Origin of the sequence: Thermoproteus sp. CP80 (assembly GCF_002077075.2) — an archaeon.
Taxonomy (GTDB): domain Archaea; phylum Thermoproteota; class Thermoprotei; order Thermoproteales; family Thermoproteaceae; genus Thermoproteus.
Genome location: NZ_LCWM02000027.1, coordinates 1 through 21,382 on the forward strand (window position 1 = coordinate 1; position 21,382 = coordinate 21,382).

At 59.8% G+C, this 21,382-nt stretch carries 27 protein-coding genes, 4 tRNA genes and 1 pseudogene; 23 read left to right on the forward strand and 9 right to left on the reverse strand.

From position 1 onward, the window contains the following. The 5 genes and pseudogenes from B7L68_RS06300 to B7L68_RS06320 all read left to right on the forward strand — a co-directional run. Positions 1 to 1,505: pseudogene (locus B7L68_RS06300) on the forward strand (hypothetical protein); the annotation flags it as partial. 43 nt (positions 1,506 to 1,548) lie between these two features. Then, positions 1,549 to 2,154 (forward strand): AMMECR1 domain-containing protein, encoded by a 606-nt coding sequence (locus B7L68_RS06305; protein ID WP_081246839.1) that lies wholly within the window; start codon positions 1,549 to 1,551, stop codon positions 2,152 to 2,154. An 8-nt stretch (positions 2,155 to 2,162) separates the two neighbouring features. Continuing rightward, the gene (locus tag B7L68_RS06310) at positions 2,163 to 2,960 is read left to right on the forward strand and encodes a hypothetical protein (protein WP_081246840.1); all 798 of its coding nucleotides are present in this window, start codon (positions 2,163 to 2,165) and stop codon (positions 2,958 to 2,960) included. Beyond that, a complete protein-coding gene (gene cyaB, locus B7L68_RS06315; protein ID WP_081246841.1) occupies positions 2,947 to 3,477 on the forward strand; it encodes a class IV adenylate cyclase in 531 nt (176 codons plus the stop codon). Before B7L68_RS06310 ends, cyaB begins: the two co-directional genes overlap by 14 nt. Before the next feature lies 1 nt (position 3,478). Next, positions 3,479 to 5,263: an ATP-dependent DNA ligase gene (locus tag B7L68_RS06320; RefSeq protein WP_081246842.1), complete on the forward strand. Its 1,785-nt coding sequence runs from the start codon at positions 3,479 to 3,481 to the stop codon at positions 5,261 to 5,263. Here the strand turns inward: B7L68_RS06320 and B7L68_RS06325 are convergent, their stop codons facing one another. Next, positions 5,264 to 5,767 carry a hypothetical protein gene (locus B7L68_RS06325; protein ID WP_101958018.1) on the reverse strand — a complete coding sequence of 168 codons (504 nt, stop codon included), beginning with the start codon at positions 5,765 to 5,767 and terminating at the stop codon, positions 5,264 to 5,266. 28 nt (positions 5,768 to 5,795) lie between these two features. On the opposite strand from B7L68_RS06325, the gene B7L68_RS06330 reads away from it, so the two are divergent. From B7L68_RS06330 to B7L68_RS06350, 5 genes are read left to right on the forward strand one after another with little or no spacing between them, the layout of a single operon-like run. After that, positions 5,796 to 6,722, forward strand: a complete 927-nt coding sequence (locus B7L68_RS06330; RefSeq protein WP_081246843.1) for a carbohydrate kinase family protein — start codon at positions 5,796 to 5,798, stop codon at positions 6,720 to 6,722. A 28-nt stretch (positions 6,723 to 6,750) separates the two neighbouring features. Next, on the forward strand, positions 6,751 to 7,089 hold the full coding sequence (locus tag B7L68_RS06335) for a hypothetical protein (RefSeq protein ID WP_081246844.1): 339 nt from the start codon (positions 6,751 to 6,753) through the stop codon (positions 7,087 to 7,089). After that, a complete protein-coding gene (locus B7L68_RS06340; protein WP_081246845.1) occupies positions 7,086 to 7,760 on the forward strand; it encodes a nucleotidyltransferase family protein in 675 nt (224 codons plus the stop codon). The genes B7L68_RS06335 and B7L68_RS06340 overlap by 4 nt, the downstream gene beginning before the upstream one ends. Before the next feature lie 18 nt (positions 7,761 to 7,778). Further along, positions 7,779 to 8,513: a hypothetical protein gene (locus B7L68_RS06345; protein WP_081246846.1), complete on the forward strand. Its 735-nt coding sequence runs from the start codon at positions 7,779 to 7,781 to the stop codon at positions 8,511 to 8,513. Next, positions 8,510 to 9,058 carry a hypothetical protein gene (locus tag B7L68_RS06350; RefSeq protein WP_081246847.1) on the forward strand — a complete coding sequence of 183 codons (549 nt, stop codon included), beginning with the start codon at positions 8,510 to 8,512 and terminating at the stop codon, positions 9,056 to 9,058. Before B7L68_RS06345 ends, B7L68_RS06350 begins: the two co-directional genes overlap by 4 nt. A gap of 500 nt (positions 9,059 to 9,558) precedes the next feature. Here B7L68_RS06350 and ribH read toward each other — a convergent pair whose 3' ends face one another. After that, positions 9,559 to 10,011, reverse strand: coding sequence for a 6,7-dimethyl-8-ribityllumazine synthase (gene ribH / locus B7L68_RS06355; protein WP_081246848.1), 453 nt, complete (start codon positions 10,009 to 10,011; stop codon positions 9,559 to 9,561). Positions 10,012 to 10,137: 126 nt separating this feature from the next. Between ribH and B7L68_RS06360 the strand changes: the two genes are divergently transcribed. After that, positions 10,138 to 10,329, forward strand: a complete 192-nt coding sequence (locus B7L68_RS06360; protein WP_081246849.1) for a TrmB family transcriptional regulator — start codon at positions 10,138 to 10,140, stop codon at positions 10,327 to 10,329. Between the two features lie 26 nt (positions 10,330 to 10,355). Further along, on the forward strand, positions 10,356 to 11,132 hold the full coding sequence (locus B7L68_RS06365; protein ID WP_081246850.1) for a polyprenyl synthetase family protein: 777 nt from the start codon (positions 10,356 to 10,358) through the stop codon (positions 11,130 to 11,132). Between the two features lie 299 nt (positions 11,133 to 11,431). On the opposite strand, the gene B7L68_RS06370 is transcribed toward B7L68_RS06365, so the two are convergent. After that, positions 11,432 to 11,525, reverse strand: a tRNA-Arg gene (locus B7L68_RS06370). 248 nt (positions 11,526 to 11,773) lie between these two features. On the opposite strand from B7L68_RS06370, the gene B7L68_RS06375 reads away from it, so the two are divergent. Both B7L68_RS06375 and B7L68_RS06380 read left to right on the forward strand, forming a co-directional pair. Next, positions 11,774 to 11,889, forward strand: a tRNA-Pro gene (locus B7L68_RS06375). Between the two features lie 221 nt (positions 11,890 to 12,110). Continuing rightward, positions 12,111 to 12,220 (forward strand) — tRNA-Pro (locus B7L68_RS06380). 126 nt (positions 12,221 to 12,346) lie between these two features. Here the strand turns inward: B7L68_RS06380 and B7L68_RS06385 are convergent. Next, positions 12,347 to 12,727, reverse strand: coding sequence for a hypothetical protein (locus B7L68_RS06385; RefSeq protein ID WP_143615312.1), 381 nt, complete (start codon positions 12,725 to 12,727; stop codon positions 12,347 to 12,349). An 82-nt stretch (positions 12,728 to 12,809) separates the two neighbouring features. On the opposite strand from B7L68_RS06385, the gene B7L68_RS08685 reads away from it, so the two are divergent. The 3 genes from B7L68_RS08685 (at position 12,810) to B7L68_RS06395 (ending at position 14,556) form a co-directional block, all read left to right on the forward strand. After that, positions 12,810 to 12,960 (forward strand) — tRNA-OTHER (locus B7L68_RS08685). 95 nt (positions 12,961 to 13,055) lie between these two features. Continuing rightward, complete coding sequence (locus B7L68_RS06390; RefSeq protein WP_081246852.1) at positions 13,056 to 14,000, forward strand: Gfo/Idh/MocA family protein; 945 nt, start codon at positions 13,056 to 13,058, stop codon at positions 13,998 to 14,000. A gap of 31 nt (positions 14,001 to 14,031) precedes the next feature. Beyond that, positions 14,032 to 14,556 (forward strand): AAA family ATPase, encoded by a 525-nt coding sequence (locus B7L68_RS06395; RefSeq protein ID WP_081246853.1) that lies wholly within the window; start codon positions 14,032 to 14,034, stop codon positions 14,554 to 14,556. 1 nt (position 14,557) lies between these two features. Here B7L68_RS06395 and B7L68_RS06400 read toward each other — a convergent pair whose 3' ends face one another. From B7L68_RS06400 to B7L68_RS06420, 5 genes are read right to left on the reverse strand one after another with little or no spacing between them, the layout of a single operon-like run. Then, on the reverse strand, positions 14,558 to 15,016 hold the full coding sequence (locus B7L68_RS06400; protein ID WP_081246854.1) for a hypothetical protein: 459 nt from the start codon (positions 15,014 to 15,016) through the stop codon (positions 14,558 to 14,560). A 30-nt stretch (positions 15,017 to 15,046) separates the two neighbouring features. Continuing rightward, positions 15,047 to 15,544 carry a hypothetical protein gene (locus tag B7L68_RS06405; protein ID WP_081246855.1) on the reverse strand — a complete coding sequence of 166 codons (498 nt, stop codon included), beginning with the start codon at positions 15,542 to 15,544 and terminating at the stop codon, positions 15,047 to 15,049. Next, positions 15,541 to 15,834, reverse strand: a complete 294-nt coding sequence (locus B7L68_RS06410) for a DUF211 domain-containing protein (RefSeq protein ID WP_081246856.1) — start codon at positions 15,832 to 15,834, stop codon at positions 15,541 to 15,543. Before B7L68_RS06410 ends, B7L68_RS06405 begins: the two co-directional genes overlap by 4 nt. A 4-nt stretch (positions 15,835 to 15,838) precedes the next feature. Then, the gene (locus tag B7L68_RS06415; protein ID WP_081246857.1) at positions 15,839 to 16,843 is read right to left on the reverse strand and encodes an RNA-guided pseudouridylation complex pseudouridine synthase subunit Cbf5; all 1,005 of its coding nucleotides are present in this window, start codon (positions 16,841 to 16,843) and stop codon (positions 15,839 to 15,841) included. A 1-nt stretch (position 16,844) separates the two neighbouring features. Next, a complete protein-coding gene (locus B7L68_RS06420; RefSeq protein WP_081246858.1) occupies positions 16,845 to 17,150 on the reverse strand; it encodes a 50S ribosomal protein L14e in 306 nt (101 codons plus the stop codon). Between the two features lie 567 nt (positions 17,151 to 17,717). On the opposite strand from B7L68_RS06420, the gene B7L68_RS06425 reads away from it, so the two are divergent. The 6 genes from B7L68_RS06425 to B7L68_RS06445 all read left to right on the forward strand — a co-directional run. Then, positions 17,718 to 18,137 carry a YkgJ family cysteine cluster protein gene (locus tag B7L68_RS06425; RefSeq protein WP_081246859.1) on the forward strand — a complete coding sequence of 140 codons (420 nt, stop codon included), beginning with the start codon at positions 17,718 to 17,720 and terminating at the stop codon, positions 18,135 to 18,137. Then, complete coding sequence (locus tag B7L68_RS06430; protein ID WP_081246860.1) at positions 18,134 to 19,060, forward strand: 4Fe-4S ferredoxin; 927 nt, start codon at positions 18,134 to 18,136, stop codon at positions 19,058 to 19,060. The genes B7L68_RS06425 and B7L68_RS06430 overlap by 4 nt, the downstream gene beginning before the upstream one ends. Beyond that, positions 19,057 to 19,647, forward strand: a complete 591-nt coding sequence (locus B7L68_RS06435) for a DUF99 family protein (protein ID WP_081246861.1) — start codon at positions 19,057 to 19,059, stop codon at positions 19,645 to 19,647. Before B7L68_RS06430 ends, B7L68_RS06435 begins: the two co-directional genes overlap by 4 nt. A 187-nt stretch (positions 19,648 to 19,834) precedes the next feature. Beyond that, entirely contained in the window at positions 19,835 to 20,002 is a 168-nt protein-coding gene (gene cc1, locus B7L68_RS08880; RefSeq protein WP_013680911.1) for a DNA-binding protein CC1, read from the forward strand. A 69-nt stretch (positions 20,003 to 20,071) separates the two neighbouring features. Next, positions 20,072 to 20,749: a 30S ribosomal protein S7 gene (locus B7L68_RS06440; RefSeq protein WP_081246862.1), complete on the forward strand. Its 678-nt coding sequence runs from the start codon at positions 20,072 to 20,074 to the stop codon at positions 20,747 to 20,749. Positions 20,750 to 20,796: 47 nt separating this feature from the next. After that, a partial coding sequence (locus B7L68_RS06445) for a replication factor C small subunit (protein ID WP_101958016.1) occupies positions 20,797 to 21,382 on the forward strand: 586 nt, incomplete at its 3' end.

A 21,382-nucleotide genomic window follows, 5' to 3' on the forward strand; every position in this document is an offset into this window, starting at 1 on the left:
TACCCGTGGCGACGGGCACCTTCTCGATACAGCGCGGCGCGACGGTGCCCAGCGGCGCCTACGCGATAACCTCCAACGTGCAGCTCGCCACGCAGATACCGCTGTCCCAGCCCGTCGGAGTCAGCGGCGTCTTCTACATGCAGACGCCCAGCGGCACCATCGCGATACCCTTCAAGACGGCCACCATCTCGGGCTCCACCTACATAGTTACGTCCCAGCCCATACCCACCAGCGTCAGCTATCCGCTGACCATGGAGATAGACTCCGTGACGGTCAACGGAGTGCCGATAAAGCTCGCCACGCCCTTCAAGACCAGCCTGACGACCACGTCGCTTCCGAGCTCCCTCGACCTGGCGTCGCTCGGCCTGCTGGCGCAGGTGACCGTGCAGGCGCAGGACGGCTTCGGCAAGGTGAGGAGCGACTGGCCTGTGTCCATATCGATTAACGGCCAGACTGTGGCTACGGGCAACGGCGTCGTCACGGCCTACCTGCCCTTGAGCTCCTACGCCGGAGTCTACAACGTGACTGTAGCCACGACGGTCAAGACCCCCAGCGGATCCGTCGTCGTCAACTCGACGCAGCTGACCGTGAGCGGCCCCGCTACCTACGTGGTCAGCGTGCCTTCGGGCGTCATATCGGCCAGCGTCGTCGATGCGTTCGGCACTGCCCTCTCCAGCTCGCCCGTGCAGATAGCCAACGTCGCCTCCGGCACCGGCTCCGTGTCGGCCGAGGTGCTGGCTGGCACCTACACCGTGTCGGCCCAGGCCTTCGGCTACACCTGGAGCCAGACGGTCTCGGTCTCCAGAGGCCAGACTGCCTCCGTGCAGATAGTGGTTCCCACCGCCAAGATTTCGACGTCCGTCGTCGACCAGGCCATGGGCACCACCGGCAATTGGCCCATCCAGATAGTAGGCCCCAACGGCGCCGTGGTGGCCTCCGGCACCGGCGCCGTCTCCGCCGAGGTGTTGGCCCAGGACAACACCGGCGCTCCGCTGCAGTACAACGTGGTGGCCGTCACCCCGTTCGGCACCTACTCCACCGGCTCGTTCACCCCGTCGCCCGGCCAGACCGCCACCAAGACCATAACCGTCCCCACCGCGGTGTTGCAGATATCCGCCGTGGACGACAACGGCTATCCCATCAACGACATGGTGTCGCAGGTCGACGTGTACTTCGCCAACGGCACCCTCTATAGGAGCTTCTCGTCCGCCCCCGTCAGCGTCGAGGTGCTGTCGGGCCAGCAGTACACCGTCAAGGTCACCGCCCAGCAGAACCACGTGGGCACCGCCCAGATAACTCCGCCTGCCGGCCAGACCGTCGCTCTGCGCGTCACCGTGCCCGGCACTGCCGGCATCACCATCGGCGGCGTCAGGATACCGATATCCGAGCTGGTGCTGTGGATAGTGCTGGTGATAGTCATAGTGATAATCGTCGCGATACTGCTGATGGAGTACAGCAACTGGAGGAGGAGGCGCCTGATGCAGATACTGGCTCCGCCCAAGTAGTAATACCCCCGCGACCTTTTTAAAATCTCCCCCCTTTTCTCCCATGCTCTCTCTGGAGGAGGGCTCCCGCCTCATATCCCACGTGCGCTCCTCCATGCAGAGCAAGATCAGGGGCGTCCCCCTCAAGACCTTCGACGAGGTTCTCTCCAGATATAGGCTCGGGGTCTTCCTCACCGTGGAGTTCCTCGTGCGCTCCAACGGCTGGGAGAGGCGCGAGGTCCGCGGCTCCCTCGGCGTCGTCCAGCCCGTCAAGGATCTGGCGCACGACTCGGCCAAGATAGCCGGCAAGCTGGTGCTCCAAATACCCCGCCTCTCCGAGATGGAGCTGCGGAGGGCAGTCATCGAGGCGACGCTGGTGGACGGCCTGCGGGAGGCGTCCCTCGGCTCCCTCTCATCCCTCAGGTGGGGCGTCGAGGGCGTCTACGTCCCTCCCAACTTCGTCGTCTTGCCTCAGACGATGCTCGAGAGGAGGATACTCGGCGACGCCCTCGCTAGATACGTCATGAGCAACGTGGGGGTTCCGGAGAAGATATATGTATTCACGGCGCAGATATTCTACGAGCTGAGGCCTGAGGGGCAGGTCATCGAGAGGGAGCTCTGGCGCTCCCGGCTGATCCAGCAAACGCTAGGCTTAAATAGAGGGGCGTAGTTGAAAACGTGTACGTGGAGCTGTTCGTCATCTCGGGGAAGAGCCAAGAGCTGGAGGAGTCCTTAAAGAAGGCGGTCGAGGAGATAAGGTCCAGGGTGGAGCGGAGGGACCGGGTCAGGCTCGCCACGGTCAAGATAAGGCAGGACGCCGCGGAGCAGGTCGTCAAGATGTTGGACCAGCCCGTGGAGAGGGTCCCGCCGCACTTCCGCTCGCTGGTCACAATACTGAAGAGGTACAACATAGCCGCCTTCCCCGCCGTGGTGATAGACGGCCAGAAGATATTGGAGGGGACGGAGGACGTCTCCAAGGCCCTGGAGGCCGTCTACAAGAAGGCCGGCGAGGAGTTCGGGGTCCAGCTGGGCCCGCAGGCGCCGCCTGCCCCTCAGCCGCCCCCCGCTCCCTCTGTTCCGACTCAGCCCGTACAGCCGGTGCCGCCGCCTCCGCCAGTCCAGCAGCCGCGTCCGGAGGTGAGGCCGCTGGCAGAGGCCCTCCAACAGGCTCAGCAACAACCCCCTCCACAGCCGCCTCCTCCGCCCCCTCAGCCGCCCCCCGCTCCCTCTGTTCCGACTCAGCCCGTACAGCCGGCGGCGCCGCCCCCCGCTCCGCAGGTGGCTCCCCAGCCCGTCCTGCCGCCTCCCCCCTCGCCGAGGCCCGCCCAGCTCAAGGTGTCCGTGCGCATCGCGCCGGGCCGTCCGGACGACTGCAGGGAGTGCGCCTACTATGGGGAGGCCACATCCCGCTGCTACCTCTTCGGCGTAGCTGTGCCCAGCCCCGCGAGACCTCCATGCAAGAATGTTGGAGGTTGAGCAGAAGTTCCGCGCCGATCTCGGCCGAGTTAGGGAGGAGCTTCTGAGGCTCGGCGCCTCTCCGGTGGAGGCCAAGGAGGAGGTCGACATATATTTCCAGCATCCCTGTAGGGATTTCGCCGAGACCGACGAGGCGCTTAGGGTGCGGCGCTCCGGCGGGGACGTCGAGGTGTCCTACAAGGGGCCGCGCATGCGGTCCTCCGCCAAGGCGAGGCTCGAGCTGACGGTGTCCGCAGATGGCGACGTGGAGGCGGTGCTCGAGGCCCTGGGGTTCAGGAAAGTCGCCGTAATAAAGAAGCGGCGCGAGTACTACTCCTACGGCTCCCTCACGATCTCCCTCGACGACGTCGAGGGGCTCGGCCAGTTCGTGGAGATAGAGGCCGTCGCCTCCTCCGAGGCGTCCCTCGGGGAGGCCGAGGCGGAGGTGTCCGCGCTTGCTGAGCGGCTGGGCCTGGCGGAGAGGGTCGACGCCACCTACCTCGAGCTGTACCTAAGTATTTTTAAGGGAGGGATATAGTGTGGAGTTCTCGGAGCTGGCCAAGGTATTGGCGTCGATAGAGTCGACGACCCAGAGGACGGCCATGGTCAAGCTTCTGGTGGGCCTGTTCAAAAGGCTGGAGCCCGCCGAGATAGACAAGGCGATATACATCATATTGGGCGACCTCAGGCCGCCTTGGGAGGGCTTGGAGCTGGGCCTCGGCGAGAAGCTCTGCATAAGGGCCCTTGCGCGCGCCTCCGGGGCCAAGGCCGACGATCTGGAGGAGCTGTACAAAAGGACGGGCGACATGGGGGAGACGGCGAGGCGGGCCCTCTCGCGGCGCCAGGCCCAGACGCTGCTCGCCTTCGCGGGGGGCAGGAGGGCGGGGCTGTCCGTGGCGCAGGTCTACGACACGCTTCTCAAGGTGGCCAAGGCGTCCGGCGAGGGCTCCCAAGACCTCAAGGTCTCTCTCCTCTCCTCGCTCTTCTCCCAGCTGTCGCCCGACGAGGCTAAATACGTCGCGCGCTTCGTGGTCGGCCGTCTGAGGCTCGGCGTGGCCGACATGACTCTCATAGACGCCCTGGCCGAGGCGTTCGACGTGCCCGAAGACGCCCTGGAGAGGGCCTACAACGTGAGGCCCGACCTCGGCCTCCTCGGCAAGCTGGTGGCCGAGAGGGGGGCGGCTGGGCTGGCCGAGGTGAGGATAACCCCCGGAGTCCCCGTCATGCCCATGTTGGCCCAGCGCCTCAACACGTCGCGGGAGATCTTGGCCAAGCTGGGAGGCGCCGCCATATGCGAGTATAAATACGACGGGGAGAGGGCCCAGATACACGTGTCGCCGGGCGGCGTGGCCATATACAGCAGGAGGCTCGAGAACATAACCCACGCCTATCCCGACGTGGTGGAGGCCGTGAGGAGATCCGTGTCGGCCGGGGAGGCGGTGCTCGAGGGGGAAATCGTCGCGGTGGATCCCGACACGGGCGACCTCCTGCCGTTCCAGGAGCTGATGCACCGCAAGAGGAAGCACGAGGTCGAGGAGGCTGTGAGGGAATACCCGGCGAAGCTCAATCTGTTCGACCTGCTCTATCTAGACGGGGAGGACCTCACCGACAAGCCCTTGATCTACAGGAGGCTCAGGCTTTCGGAGATCGTGAAGGAGGGGGAGGACGTGGCCATAGCCAAATGGGCCCTTTTCGACGACGAGGAGAAGGTCGACGTGTTTTTCCACGAGGCCATCTCCATGGGCATGGAGGGGCTCGTCTGCAAGAGCCCCGCCTCCATCTACGAGATGGGGGCCAGGGGCTGGAACTGGATAAAATACAAGAGGGATTACCGCAGCGAGATGAGCGACACGGCGGATCTCGCGGTCGTGGGCGCCTTCTACGGGAGAGGCAAGAGGGCCGGCCTCTACGGCGCCTTCCTCCTGGCGGCCTACGACCCCAAGACGGATATGTTCTATACGGTCTGCAAGGTGGGGAGCGGCTTCACGGACGCCGATCTGAAGAAGATGTACCAGATGCTCGAGCCCTACAAGATGGACCACAGACACCCGAGGGTATCGTCGCGGATGGAGCCCGACGTGTGGTTCACGCCCGGCGTGGTCCTCGAGATAATAGGGGCGGAGATCACGCTGTCGCCGTTGCACACCTGTTGTCTAGGCGCCGTGAGGCCCGACGTCGGCCTCGCCATACGTTTCCCCAGATTTACGGGCAGATATAGGACCGACAAATCGCCCGAGGAGGCCACGACCGTCGACGAGCTTCTGGAGATGTACAGAAGCCAGAAGAAGGTCAAGGTCGAGCAGAGCCCCGAGGCCGGGCCTTGATCAGCCCTTCAAGGCCCTCTCGAGGGTCCACCTGAACGCCCTTATGATGTCCCTGCGCCTGTTCTCATCGCCGTAGTTCTTCACGACCACGGCCTTGACGGCGCCGCCCTCCTCCTGCACCTCGTACTCCAGGGCCGCCTCCCTCTTGCCTTGCCTGACGGCGTCTTCATCCTCCTCCCTATACCTCTCGAGGAGCTTCTCCACGAAGAACCTCCTGAGCAGGCCCTCCAGCTTGACCGGGACCTTGGGCTTGAGGACGAGCTCGTCCTCGTATATCTCGGCTACGCCGAGCTCCTCCCCGTCCTTTGACTTGAGCGCCTGGACCTCCAGAGGCTTCCTGGCCGCCCCGCGCCTCTCCCTCTCCTCGGCCGCGGTCGTGAAGGACCTCTTGCCTATCGCCTCGTCCAGCGCGGCGAGCACCTTTCTGTAGAGCTCCAGCTCCTTCTCCATCTGGGCTATCTTCTCCTCTATGGCCTTCCTCAACTGGAGGAGGTCCTCGACCACAATAGATAATATAGGGGTAAAATAAATTGTGGCCTTGGTCGCGTCCATAGGGAATTTGAACTACGATATATATGTGAAGACGCCGGAGTTGCCGGGCTTGGACCAGTCGGTGGATGCCGTGGATATATACACGGGCGGGGGAGGCTCCGCCGCCAATTTCGCCGTGGCGATAGCCAGGATGAGGCACAGGGCTAGGTTCATAGGCTCCGTGGGCGACGACGTGATGGGCGACATAATACTGAGGGAGCTCGCCGCCGAGGGCGTCGATGTGTCTTTCGTCAAGAGGATAAAGGGGGTTAGGTCCGGCGTTGTTGTGGTGTTGGTCCAGCCAGACGGGGTGAAGCGTATGATAGCCTACAGGGGGGCGAACATGGGGCTCTCGCCGGACGACATAAACGAGGAGTCGCTCGGCGGGGTCGACCACGTCCATATAGCCAGCGGCCGCGTGGAGTTGATACTCAAGGCCAAGGAGGTCGCCAAGAGGCTCGGCAAGACGGTCTCGGTCGACGGAGGCACCGCGCTGGCGAGGAAGGGCCTCGAGATAGTATCCAAGGCCCTCTCGGGCGTCGACGTGGTGTTGATGAACCAAGTGGAGGCCAAGATGCTGGCCAGCTCAGCCGACCACAGAGCCGCCGTCGACGTGGTGGCCAGAAGCGTTAACGCCAGGGAGTTGGTGATAACTCTCGGCGATAGGGGCGCTATGGCTGTCAGCGACGGCGAGTTCATCTACGTCGATGCGTTCAAGCTGCAGCCCGTCGACACGACGGGAGCCGGCGACACCTTCGCCGCGGCCTACATAGCGGCTAGGCTGGCCGGCCTCTCGCTCTACGAGAGGCTCCTCTTCGCGAACGCCGCCGCGTCCCTCAAGGTCACGAGGCCCGGCGCGCGCTCATCGCCGAGGTTCGAGGAGGTCGCCGAATTCCTCGGGTCTCTGGGCTATAGGATCGCGGATTAAATTTTAATAGAGGGATAAGCTATATACTGTGTCCGGCGCGAGGGAACTGTGTCTGGGGCCTAGATGCGCCTTCGGCCCCAACGGCTCCTCCCTCTTCAGATGCGGCAAGAGGGCCTTGAGGCCCACAATAAGAGGCAACAAGATAGTGTTCTGGTGTACTTGGCTCAACGATGAGTGCATCGGCGCCAAGTGCCAATACGCCTACTGCGAGGCGCGCGCGTTGACTCCCGACGGGCTCTGCACCATAAAGGCCAAGGGCGCCGAGGAGAAACGGGCGGACATAGTGTTGGAGGCCAAGAAGATGGAGAACGAGGTCAAGAAGATCGAGCACCACCTCAAGAAGTACGGGCTGAAGGACTACCTTTGAAGGCCTTTCTCCTCGCCGCCGGGCTGGGCACCAGGCTGAGGCCGTTGACGTACTTCGCGCCGAAGCCCCTCGTCGTGCTCGGCGGCAGGACCATCATAGATTACGCGTTGGAGTGGCTGCGGGCGAACGACGTCGGGGAGATATACGTGGTGGGCCTCTACATGCAGGAGGTGCTTGCCTCGTACCTACGCGAGCACCATCCCGACGTTGTCTTTGTGCCGTCCAAGAAGTTGCTGGGGACCGCCGGGCAGCTCTACTATGCACGAGGTTACATGGACGACGGGCCCGCGCTGGTGGCGCCGAGCGACGTGGTCACCGACCTCGACGTGAAGGCCGCGGCCGACTTCCACGTGAGATCTTCCGTGGACCTCACGGTGGTTGGGCGGGAGGTCGAGACCGAGGTGAGGTTCGGCGTTCTCGACGTGGCGGAGGGGCGGCTGTCGGCGTGGAGGGAAAAGCCGAGGTTTAGACATGTGGTTTCAACCGGGATATACGTTGCTGAGGGGTCCGCGTTGCGCAGGCTCGAGGAGAGGCGTCTCGACTTCGACGAATTCGCGCGCTCCCTAATGCCCCGCGTGGCCGTCTACGTGTCGAGGGCGAAGTTCCTCGACGTGGGCACCCTCGGGGATCTCGACGAGGTCCGGAGGGCGCTGAGCGTAATAAATATATAACTCTATACAATAGGCGCCATGAGCGTTTGTCCTGCTCTTAGGAGAAGCGAGGGCGGCTTCGTCTGCAGCTACACGGGAAAGCCGGTGAACCCCTTCGACTGGTATTGCATAGGCAACTACGCCGAATGCCCCGTCTACGTCAGATATAAGGCCCAGCAGCCGCCGCAACAACAGACCCAACAACAACCCCAGCAGGAGCAAGCTCAAGTGGTCCAGCTGGCCCAGATAGCCGCGGTGGAGAGGACGGAGGCGGATTTCGATAGGGCCATAAAGCCCGTCGTCGATAACGTGGTGATGAAATACGACGAGCTGTTGAGGAAGCTCGATGAGGCTTGGCACAGCTACGAGTCCTCGGTGCTCAGCTACAAGAGGCAGTGGGAAGTCGAGAAGATGGTCCTGCGGAGATCCCTCGACCTGCTCAACTCGTCCATAGCTAACTACGAGAGGGCCCTGAAGGAGCTCGAGCTGAAGAGGGACCTCATGGCCGAGGATCAGTACAACAGATCCAGGCAGGAGGTCGAGGATAAGCTGAACGCGTTGAGGGCCCTCATGGAGGACGTGGAGAAGAGGTACAGCTCCATAGAGGAGGTCCTCGGCCAGCACTTCAAACGCGTGCTGTCCACCTCCACCAACGCCGAGGTGATCAACCTCCGGATCTCCCTCGGCAAGCTGGACGAGTTGCTGAAGGAGGGCAAGATATCCAGAGAGGCCTACGAGAGGCTTAAAAAGGAGTTGGAAGGAGTTCTGCCATGAGCGTCGACGTGGCCTACGTGGCAATAGGCGAATTGGACAAGCTCCTCGCGCAGTACGAGGAGAGGCTGAGAGGCGTGGAGGACACCTGGAAGGCGTTCGTCGAGTCGTCGCAGACGCTGAAGGGCTCCTGGGACGGCGACTTTATGCGGGCGGAGATCAGGCTGCAGCAGATAGAGGGGGTCGTCGCGGAGCTGACGAGGGAGCTCGAGGTCTTGGCGGCTAAACGCGAGCTGGGCCTCATATCGGAGGAGGATTACGCCAAGCTCGCCGAGGAGTCGAGAAGGAAGATAGCCGAGCTGGAGGAGAAGGCGAAATCTCTGAGGGACAGGTTGGACCAAATAGACATGAGGATTAGATACGCCTGGGCGCGCTCTCTGACCAAGGAGAGGCTGTCGAAGCTGGACCTCGTCGCCCTGGAGAAGAAGGTCGAAGACGCCTACTCTGCAGGCGCGATAGACCAAAACATCTACGCCAAGCTCAAGCTCGAGATAGAGGTCATGAAGGCCGTATGGGAGATGCTGAATATATTGGAGCCTACTCGCTGACCCCCTCCCCGATCTGAGAGAGGCTCCTGTCGCGATCGGTAAAGTTACCCGTCGGACTTCATGAGCGGCGATGTAGGGGCCCGGCTTCCGTGACATCGGCCGCTGAAAATCAATTGGCATATGTAAATTCATGCCCGCTACGTTGATTCAAAAGAAGGAAAGCCCCTGCGGATCGTGGGCGACCGTCCGGCGGGCTGAGGTTGCGTCAGATCGCTGGACGCGTTCTGGAAATCGACCCCGCGGCCAGACGAAGGCAATCTGGCGAGATCTGAAAGATGGAGAAGAGGCCTAGGGGGAAGGAGCTGGTGCCCAGGGGGCTCAGGGAGACGTGCTTATTCCATGGCCGATTGTGCATGCCGCGCGGACCTCCGCTGGATTGGCTTGGGTCAGCCCGCAACGGCCCGCCGTGCCGGCCCGGGCGAGGCCATGAATCCGCCGAGAGGTCCATACGGCCGAGCGAGGGCGCCTCCCCCACGGGGCTCCCGCCCAGGGGAAGGAGGTCAGTCGATAAAGACCGTAGAGCCGGAGTATCTAGCCTCTCTCAACGCCCGCCTCCTCTTGGCCATCTTGACGGCGGCCTCGACAGCCCTCCTCGCATATTCCTCGACCCTCTCGAGGGCCTGCATCCTGTTGGCCCCTGGCCCTATCACGCCGAGCGCCACCGGCTTGCCGCTGTCGACCGATATGTCTAGTATCTTGCGGGCTGCTTGATTGGCCACCAGCTCGTCGTGTCTGGTGGCGCCCTGTATCACCGCGCCGAGGACCGCCACGGCGTCCACGTCGTCTTTCCTCACGACGTCGGCCAGAAGGGCCGGCACGTCGAAGACTCCCGGCGCCTTGACCACATAGGTAACCTCGGCCCCTAGGAATCTGGCGTGGTCCAAGGCCTTCTGCAACATGAGTTGCGTCACGTCGTAGTTGAACTCGGCCACCACTATAGCCAGCTTCACCATGGGCGTTGACGAACGCCACTATTTTAATACAATTCGCCCGACTGCGGATGGGCGAAAATGCAAATCGGTAGGAGTCGGATAAAGCCGGCCACAGAAAAATATAAAAACTGGAGGTGGTATATGAATATGCCCGAGGGCGTAAAGAATAAAGTATATCAATTCCTTGCGCAGAATCCGGGCAAGGAGTTCACGGCCGAGGAGGTGGCGAAAGCCATAGGGGTCGACAGGGTGGCCGTCGTCAAGGCCCAGCTAACCAGACTGAAGAGGGAGGGCAAGGTCGAGGAGACGGTCGACCATAGATACAAAGCCAAACAATAAATAGGGGGCTCGTTTTTATTTTTACTGTGGAGATACCGCCGGAGGTCCTCAGTGCCTTAGGCAGAGTGAAGGAGGATATGGGGCGTATAGGCGAGTCCGTGCAGAATCCCTCCCTGAGGGCTGCGATAAGGCACTATATAGAGACGCCGGGCAAGATGATAAGGCCGCTCCTTCTGCTGCTTTTCACTTACGTGCTGGATCCCGAGAGGCTGGAGGACGAGAGGATAATCAACGCCGCTGCCCTCCTCGAGGTGCTCCACATAGTGTCCCTCCTCCAAGACGACGTGGCCGACAGACACGACGTGAGGAGGGGCGTCAAGACGCCCCGCGCTCTGTACGGCGATGGGATGGCCATAGTGGCCAGCGACTGGCTGATAGCCGAGGCCATAGAGAGGGCTGTCTCCATAAGCGCCGATGCGGTGAAATATCTGGCTGGGGTAGCCAAAAGGCTCGCCGAGGGGCAGGCCCTGGATGTGGAGGGGCTGAGGAGGGAGGCGGCGGAGCTTAAAACGGCGCCGTTGATAGAGGCCGCCTTCGTGATGCCCACCATGATATTGAGGAGGAGGGATCTCCTGAGACCCGCCGCGGCGCTCGGGAGACTTCTCGGCGTACTCTACCAATACTCGGACGACATGGCCGACGAGGGAGCCGAAAGGGAGATGACGCCGTTGATCGAAGAGATCAGAAGCTCTGTCAAATCGCTGAGGAAGCTCCTCGGAGACAAGATCATCCCCCTAGAGAGGTTCGTGGAGCTAGTGCTGAAGAGAGCCGTCGACGGGACGCTCACCACGGCAAAGCTCTAGCATCGAGTAGGTCGGGGGTCTCGCGGCCGGGCTAAGGCTGGACGCCGCGGAGCGCCGCCGGATCTCGCCTCGATTCAGCCAGAGCGATCCAACCTCAGCCCTATGACTCCTGAAAACCGGCAGAGGACGGCGGGACGCCTCAGGGCGTTTGAGGCATACCCAAACGGCGACCGTCGTGGGCTCAGGGTGAGGCAGACCGAGACAACGGGCCCAATGCCGCCCGCGGCGCGGCCATCAAGGCGGTCCTTAGGAGATCCGCCTATGGTCAACCCGACGATAGCCGGAAAGAGCTCGGTGGACGGGCCCGGCGGGATTTGAACCCGCGACATCCGCCGGCTACGCCGACTACGGCTCCGCAGGCCGCCGCGCTGATCCAGGCTGCGCTACGGGCCCTCTTTACGTATATCTCCCGCGTTTTTAAGGCTTTTGCCCATAGCGACGCAAGCTGGGTAGAAGGCTTCTCCCTCTTCCTATCGTCGAGCGGTCCGCTGGATGGTCTCAGTATGTGGGCTACGTCGGCGGCGTGCTCAACGCAACGCCTAAGTAGCGCCTAAGGCATCTGACATGGCCCATCCCCCCTGCCTTGAGGCTCATCTGTCGGTTGGAGTAAAGCTTTAAAAATATAGGAAATAAACGTAAAGGGGGCCGTAGTCTAGCCTGGTAGGACGCACGGCTCGGTGCGGCCGAACCCAGCCGCGGGCATGCCCGTGTGATCCCGGGAGGGAGATCCCCGGGAATTCAAATCCCGGCGGCCCCATCCATGTCCTTTTTCTTCTGCTATTAACGCCAAATGGTAGTCTATATAGGCTGTCTTATTAGGCGAGTTTTTGTCTGCTGCGGCTACGCCACGTAATAGAGGCCGGAGCTTTCGGCTTTAGCTAATGGGGATCTTTCTTTCCATATTTATCTGGGATCATGAATGCTCCCGTCTGGAAGCCGGAATAAAGCTTTTTAATGGAGCTTTCGCCCTAAGGCATTGGGGCCGTAGTCTAGCTTGGTAGGATGCCGGCCTGGGGCCGAGCCCCGTCGTCAGAGCGCCGGTGAGCCCGGGTTCGGGGAAAACCCGCCTAAAAATCCCGGCGGCCCCATCCACCGAACTCTTCCGGCTGTCGTCGGCGCGGTCCGACCGGACGTTGGTCGATTCCGCATGTCGGCCGCCGTTGGCTCCGTGGCTCCACATGTCAGCTAAGCTCGACATGTCGACTCAATATCGGCTAACGCACAGCGATCTCCGCCAGCCTCAAGAGGTCCAGCTTGTATTTACCATATAGAACCATCTTTCGCTCGGCCCCATCTCCTAACCACGCGGTGAGCAGAGGTGTCCATTCCCCGTGCTTGAAGTGGCTCGCGACGAGATCTATGGCCTCCGCCTTGCTCCGCCTCTGCCTCCAGCCCCTCGCCTTGATACGTATCTGCGCGCTCGCTCCTTCGCGCGTCAAGATAACCGAATCGACGTACGCGTAGAGCTCTCCATATCTCAGTGCCGCCCAGGCGAGTACCTGCCAAGGCTGTGCAGCGTCCACGCAAGGTCGGTTGCCGTCATTGCCCTCATCGCTTGCCCTCCAGCCCAGCTGGGTCGCCGGACATATCGGCATTTGTCCCAGTGTAGGGACCTCCGGACCTGCATCGCCCTATGCCGGCAAAACATTAATAAGCCGGCTATCCTAAGCCGTATAGGCCCCGGTAGCTCAGCCCGGTCGGAGCGCCCAGGGGCTAAGCCCCGCGTAGGGGTGGACGTCGCGCCATCGCCGACGTCCGCGGCGAACCTCGTAAGCGGGAGGTCCCGGGTTCAGGGGAACCCCGCCCAAGAATCCCGGCCGGGGCTCCATGGACTCTTCCAGCTGTCGCTCGTTGGGCTTGCTGGGCATTCTCGCTGTCTGCTGTTGGGGCAATCCATATATATTGGCGGTGCGGCCCGCCCATATGCTGAAGGTCGCGGTTGTCGGAGTGGGCGGCTGGGGCAAGAACCACGTGAGGGTCTTCAAGTTGCTTTCGGCTGAGGGCCTCGTGGACGAGCTCTACGCTGTCGACATAGATGAGGGGAGGCTTAAATGGGCGGAGAAGGTCTACGGGGCAAGGCCGCTGCGGTCTATAGACGAGGCCGTGAGAGCCGACGTGGACGCCGCCGTGGTCGCCACTCCGACCAAGATGCATAGGGACCACGCGTCTGCTCTTCTCGATGCCGGCATATCTATTTTGGTGGAGAAGCCGTTCACCGAGAACTATGTACAAGCCGTCGAGCTTCTCGACAAGGCGCGGGGAGTCGTGGTGACGACGGGCTACGTCCTCCGGTTCCACCCTGCGGTGAGGTATCTGAGGGATAGGCTCGGCGATCTGGGCCGCGTGGTCTCCATCTACGGGAGGCGCACATCGCCGAGGCCTCAGCGGCCTGGAGACGTCGGCGTTGTGAAGGACTTGACTATACACGACTTCGACCTGGCTCTCTACGCAGTCGGCAGCAAGGCCTCCTCCGCCTCTGCCTACGGCCTTGTGGAGGACGGGCAGGCGGTCCACGCCCAGATATTCACCAGAGGCGATAGATTCTCGTCGTTTTACGAATCGAGCTGGACTCCCTCGTACAAGTTCAGGCGGTTCGAGGTGGTGGGCACCGAGGGGATGGCCGCCGTGGATTTCTCCACAGACGCCCTCGTGTTCTTTAAGCATGAGGGGACGTGGAGCCCGAGGCTGTCGGGAGAGGAGCCCTTGTTGGCTCAGGATAGGGAGTTTCTGAAGGCGGTGGCGGGCCGCGGCGGCTACGTGGTGCCGGCTGAGGATATAGTCTACACCTTGAAGCTCTGCGACGCTGCAGAAATCTCCATAAAGAAGGGTCGCGAAGTATACTTAGACGAGCTCGATAATCTTGTCTAGAGCTCTAATTAACATCTGAGCGAGACTTGCTATGCTAGGCGAGGAACTTCCTCTGGAGAGGTTGCAGTTCGGTTCCCGCGAGCTGGGTCTCGCCATGTCGCACGTACTGGCTGGAAGGCTCGTCTACGTGTCGGGGGGCCGGGGCAAGACCCCTCTGCTCAGAGCTCTCTCGCTCTCGCTGTACAAGGCGGGCTTCAGCCCCCTCTACGTGAAGCTGGAATGGGTGCGGTACGGCTGGGGAGCCTCCGAGTACATCGAGGGCTACTACGAGCACCACCTCAAGCTGACGGGATTTCCGGCGTTTAGAGACTACGACGTGGTCTTGATGGACGACGGGGAGCTCCTCGCGTATTATCCCAACATATACGCCAATTTGCTGCGCGACGTGGGAGGCAAGGTGAGGGCGGTGGCCGCCCGCGCCGACTCGCTGGACGCCCTGGAGCGCACGTTGGGAAGCGGCGTCGTCATAAGCCTGGGGGAGGGCTCGGGGGAACGGCTGAAATTGCCCCTAGGCCTTACGTCTATAGGGCGTAAAGTCGAAATAGAGATCATCTGAGCTACACAAACGCGGCGTATCTGATCAACGCCGGCAGAGGGCTCCTTCTGACTATGATGACGTCCTTGTAGCTCTGTCTATCGAATATGGCCATCCTCACGAGGTCCCTCACTCCATTTACGTGTATATTGACTATATGGCCATTCTCCACCTCCTCAACGTTGCCGTCTATCTGGTTCGACGCGAGGTCCGGGAGGAGCACCTTTTTGGGCTCCTTGAACATGTCCGCATCTAGGCGGATGGCCCACATCTTCTCCACGACGACCCTTCCGTACTTCATGTCCGATATCATGTTCTCGAGCTTCTTGGCATCGTAGTCCAAGACCGTCGAGAGGTAGAGCACCTCGTTCCTGGCGAAGAACTTGTGGGCGGGGACCTCGAAGGATACTATCTCCTTGCCTTCAACCAGCTCCCTAAACATACGGCTCATCCTTATGTATTCGATGGGCAGCGTCGACACGACGGATCTTTCGAGGCCGTTTTAAAAAGCTCACGTAGCGAGGGGGGACAACAGGCCCACGGCAAGGCCTATGGCGGCCGCCGCGCTCAACATGATCAGCCACTCGCCGAGCTCGGCCGGCGATCTGGCCAGGCCCACCGATGCCGCCAGGACCACAGCGCCGAGGGCGTACAGCCCGAACGCTGCCTTGATCGACGCAGGTATCAACACGGAGGACGCGCCGGCGAGGGACCAGAGGAACATGAGCATCGCCGAGCGTAGCGACCGCGTAAGGGCGCGTCTATGGACCAAGGACCTCAATATCCTGCCTGTAGATCTCAACGAAATCCTATACTCCATATCCCTCAACGAGGCCCTCTGGTGCGAATACTCGGCCACGAAGCTCGTCAAGCCGTCGACGGTCGCCACCACGACCGCTATAGCTACGGCCTCTCTGAGACCTATGGGGTGGCCGCTTATGAGGGCGCCTGACGTCAGCCCCACCGCTGTGATAATCCCGTCGAGGAGACCCAAGACGGCGTATCTCATCTACCGTTCTCTCCAGTCATGTGGGGGATGTAATCCCCCACCACAACCTCGTCCAGGGAGTGCACAACGCCGCCGACCTTCTCTATGGCGTTCTGGATCTCCCCCACGTCGACGCCATCCCCCTCGACCACTATCATCAAGCCCAGCACATCGACATCGACGTCGTCTACAGTGACTCTGACCGCCTTGACGCCGCGCGCCTTATATAGAGACCTGGCCACGTCAACTATCGAGATGTACTTGGAAGGTATGGCGGCGTCGATGACCACGCGCCTGACCGGCAAATCCACAGCTCTATTCGGTCTTTTTATTTAAACGTTTTTTCTCTCTCCACGTGGCTGGATATGTGCCGGGTCTCATGAGGACTCTGTCCGTCCTGGCCACGAGCCCCCTCTCCATGTTTTTGAGCTCGTCGCTCGAGACCAGGGCCTTGCCGACGCCGACCAGCTCGCCCTTGAGGGTGAAATAGGCCACCAGATCGCCTCTACTGAACGGCGTCTCGAACTTGACGACCCCAGGCGCCGCCAGGGGGGCTCCGTGGCATATGGCGTCGACGGCCCCGTCCTTGATCCAGATCTTCGCTATTCCTCTAGCTATCTCCTCGATGGGCTTAAGGACCTGCCTCACCGCGGTGTCGTCGCCGTAGTTCCTCAAGATATATACTGCGTCGGCCACGTCTTGCAGAGTCACGGCCTCCCTCTCGTGGAAGCACGCGACGGCGACTCTCCTGAGCTCCCTCATGTTTGCGCTGACGCCGAGCACCTCGCCTATATCGTGTATCAACTTCCTGGCGTACGTGCCGGCCTCCACGTGCATCTTCAACACGGCGTATCTCCCGTCGAGCTCCAACAGCTCCAACGAGTAGACCCTCCTGGTGCGCAGCTGCCTCTTGACGGCGGATCTCAGAGGCGGCCTTTGATATATCTCGCCGGTGAAGCGGCTCAAGACGGACTTAAGCCTCTCCTCGTCGACATCGCCGTGGAATTTAGCCACAGCTACATAGACCTTGTCGGCTCTGGAAAGCGCCATCAAGACCTTGGTGCCCTCAGCCACCGCTACAGGCAGTACGCCCGACACGTTCGGGTCCAGCGTGCCCGAATGGCCCGCGACCTCTACGCCCAAGATCCTTTTGAGCCAGGCAACTGCTTCGTGGCTGGAGGGGCCTCTCGGCTTGTCTAAAATCACCAGAGAATACCTTACGTGCTCCTCGGCCGATCTATCTACGGGGCTTTTCCCCCACTGGGGGTCGGTCCGCTCGTCAGGAGCCTTTACATAGATCTCTCTAGAGCAAAGAGACACATCAAAGCTCCGATACGACGCCCTCGAACCTGGGCTTGACTTGCTCCCTCATATATTGAGCCAGGCCGGCGGCCTCGACCGCCTTAAGCACCTCCTCATCGCCTGCCCCGCGCTTTATATCCAGCCTTTTGTCCGTGGGCTCTATGTGGTTCACATTGACGCGCCTCCTCTTGACGCCCGTAAGGCTCTTGGGGCCAGTTATAACGACATAGTTGTCGTCTACTATATCCACGACCACAGCCTTTCTGCCGGCCTCTCTACCTAAGACCTTGACCACAACCCTCCCAATTTCGATTACCTTAGGCATGTGAGATCTCCCCATAGGACCCATTTTTAAGTTTACAGACGGGGACCTCTTCTGAATGGCAAGATATAGAGCCGCCGGAAGCCGGCCCTAGGGATGCCCCTACGGCACGGGTTAGGGGTCTAGAATATGTACTACGCTCCTAAGAGGCGGAGGAAAAAGGAAAACACATTTAAATATATAGACGTTAAATATATAGGACGCCTATTTCTTCTGCTGTTTCTGCTCTTTCTTCTCCTCTTTCTTCTTCGACATGGCAGAGCGTGTTTTTCTTATATTTAAAGTTTTCTCTAAATATTTAGAAAGATGGTTTTCTGTAAGTAGCGAGAGATCACAAATCTTAAAATTTGGTTATCATACTTTAAGAAGTTAAAGTAACTATGGCATATGCAAATAAGACCTTGATATTAACTAATTTACTTATATATATATTCTATTTATTAAAGATCTATAATCCATTGTCGTGGTGTTGTATCTCTGCCTATTCTTCTGCCTATAAGACAAGAGGAGTTTGGAAATTGATATCCGGTTTTCGGGAGTTAGTATTTAAACACAGCCGCCGGCCTCCGAGTGCCCTTCGAATGCCCTATAGGTTGTCCGGCGGATTGTTGCTACTTCAGCGACGAGGGGCAGACGCCTACGGTTTTTCGCGACGAGATGCTGAGGCTAGAGGAGGAGGCCTCGCGGAGGGGCTTAAGCCTCTCGTTTAAGGAGCTCGGCGAGTTTAACGGAGTGAAGATATATAGATGGATTATAAAGGGCTGGTGTCCGTTTTTCGATAGAAGCTCTAGGAGATGTGTTATTCACGATAGAAAGCCTTTAGCATGTAAGATGTTTCCATTGGTATTAGATCTAAATACAGGCAATATATATCTTTCGGAGAATTGCATATGGGTTAGGCAGAACGGACCCAAGCCTCTGGACGACTTTCCCAATGAGAAAGGCGCTCTAATGAGAGTAGTCCGCCGTCTGAGGTTGGCTCGGCCATGATAGAGTTCGTGGTTAAGGGCGAGGAATTCGGCGATTTAGCGGCGTTGGGCATCTCGTACGGGCTCTCGATAACCTTCAGGAGGGTTCTCGCTGTCGGCGACTTCGAACGGGAATGGATCTACGCCGTGATGGAGACCGGAGTCTGGGGGGCGATGCTCTTGTCGCCCTGCCCCGACGGATTGCCTTGCTTTCGAGATCCCGAGAGGGCCGTGGAGTTCTCGGAGTCTAGGCAGACGCCTGTGGGATACAGCGGCGAGGAGCCCGCGGCGGTGCCCTACAGGATCTCCACATTTAACAAGAACTATCTAAAGCCCAGGCGCTGGATCCGTTGTAGGGACATCTCCAGCGACAAGTCGTACCTCCCGTTGTTCGCCTGTATATACAACCTCCTGAAGCTACGCGACGACGTGCCCATAGTCGTCTCCGACGTGTGTCTGGGCTTCAACGAGGCCGAGAGGCCGGACTTCCAAGCGCTTCCGACCTATATACAGCCGCGGGCTCTGGCCGACGTCGTCGATGTATCCGTACAGCCAATACCGGCATCCGCAATAGCGAGGGGGATTCTGCTGGGCGGCTACAAGGCCGGTCCTGTCGTGGCCATATCTAAGGTCGCCGACCATGCGGCGGCCGAGCTGGGAGGCTATCTGGTCGACCTCAACGCGCCGGGCGATCCCTGCGAGCTGTTCGCCAGAGGTACCGTGGGGTACTCCCCATCTCTATTCTCTGGCCGGTATCTGGTGGACCCAGATCTCTGCGATAGATGCAGCGACTGTTTCATCACCAACTGCGATGCCCTGAAGCAAGGCGAGCGCGGCGTGCCCGAGCTGTTGAGCTCATGCGTAGGTTGTGGCGCATGTGCCTTGATGTGCACCAGGGGGGCCATATGGAGGGAGGGAGATCTCTTCAAGGTTTTCTTGAGATGAGCTGGCTGCAGAAAAACTTCAGGGTTATAGGGGTGGCCGAAAGCTTTAGGCTGGAGGAGGGCCGCTCGATCTACGCCGGCGTTTTGGCGCGTAGAGACGGCTATATAGAGGCTGTGGCTTACGGCAGCGCCACCCTGGGAGGCGTCGACGGGACCGACGCGGCTCTGGCCGTCGTGAGCAGGCTTAGGAGGCCGGACGTACATATGGTCATGTTGGATGGATGTATAGTCTCCTTCTATAACTGGATCGACGGAGAGGTCATATGGACCAGCACGGGCCTGCCCACCGCCTGCTACGTATTCGAGAGGCCCGAGGGCGACATCGAGGCGGCCGTGAAGAAGCTCTTTCCGGACTGGCCCTCCAGATTGGCGCACATATCAAGGCTCGGCCCCCCCACAGAGTTCGTCTATCCCGATGGGGGAAGGCTCTATGTAAGGTCGTGGGGTCTTCCCCCCGGCGATGCCTACCGCGCGGCCTTGTTGACGAGGAGGTACGGCAGGAGGCCGGAACCTCTGAGGATAGCCAGACTGTTGGCCCATGCGATGAGAGAAACGTTAAGAAGGAAGGAGATTACCGCCGATCAGTAGAACAGCTATTTCATGGAAAATATTATTAAAGCTTTCGCTTTTATGTACTTCGGTGATAATAGTGTATTAAATTGTTAAAGAAAAAACCGTATTTACTCTTTTTATATAATATCTATCTTACATGGTATATAATATCCAGCATTCTATTTTGCACGAAAAGCTTATAAATATCTATTTTTGTAACGCCATGCCGCAGAAGCTGAAGTTCTACGACATCAAGGCTAAGCAGGCGTTCGAGACAGACAAGTACGAGACCGTGGAGAAGAACACCGCCCGCGGCCCCATGATATTCGCGGTGGCCACCTCACCCTACACGGGCATCAAGGTCTGGAGGCTAATAGGCAAGAAGAAATAAGGAAAGACAAAACCCCCAATTTTTCCGCCCTTCCTTTAAAGGTTTAAATACAGCTACGATCTTCACCCTATGTCTTCGCCGACTATATTCGGCGAGCAGTTGCCTAAGGGGGCTAAGGTGGAGTACGTCGGAGATGTGCCCATAGTGGAGGAGTGTCCTCGCGACATAAGGACCTATGATGAGAACCAGATCCTGCTCTTCGGCAAATGGACGTACGACGGCGTTGTGGTGAGGGATCCGGGCCTAAGGAGGTATATCTGCCTAAAACCGGTGTATCTGCCGCATACAGAGGGCCGATTCCAGAACAGGCGTTTTGGGAAGACCCAGATCCCCATAGTGGAGAGGCTCATAAACCTCATGATGAGACCTGGGCGCAATGCCGGCAAGAAGCACAAGGCGTATAATATAGTCAAGAGGGCTTTCGAAATAATCCACTACAAGACCGGCAGAAACCCGCTCCAAGTCTATATAGATGCCATCATAAACGCGGCTCCGCGCGAAGAGATCACGCGTATAATAATGGGCGGGATCGCCTACTCGGTCTCGGTCGACGTCTCGCCGCAACGTAGGCTGGATTTGGCCATACACTGGATGGCCGAGGGCTCTCGCGCCTGCTCGTTCAAAAACGTCAGGCCTATAGAGGAGTGTCTAGCCGACGAGATAATAGCGGCCGCCTCGAACGACCCCAGAAGCTTCGCGATTAGGCGGAAGGACGAGCTGGAGCGCCTCGCGGCGGCGTCTAGATAATACCGCACGCCGGGGGTCTCGATTTATTAACACCCCAATAAAATTACATGGCCGTAGGCGAGCTCTTCTGGTTCGAGAAGTATAGGCCTCGCTCCTTTGAGGAGGTGGTCGACCTGGAGGAGGTCAAGGCCAGGCTTAGGGAGTTCGCCAGGGCCGGCAACATGCCGCACCTCATCTTCTACGGCCCCCCGGGCACGGGCAAGACGACGATGGCGCTCGTGCTGGCGAGGGAGCTGTACGGCGCAGCCTGGCGCGAGAACACGCTGGAGCTCAACGCCTCGGACGAGAGGGGCATAAACGTGATCAGGGAGAGGGTGAAGGAGTTCGCCAGGACGGCCCCGGCCGGAAAGGCGCCGTTCAAGCTGGTCGTCCTCGACGAGGCCGACAACATGACCTCGGACGCCCAGCAGGCCCTGAGGAGGATAATGGAGATGTACGCAAACACCACAAGGTTCATACTGCTGGCAAACTACGTGTCGAGAATAATAGATCCGATCATCTCTAGGTGCGCCGTATTCAGGTTCCCTCCGATGCCTAAGGAGTTGATGGCTAGCAGGCTCATGTATATAGCCAAGCAGGAGGGGATAACGCTCACAGAGGACGGCGTGGACGCCATATACGAGATATCGCAGG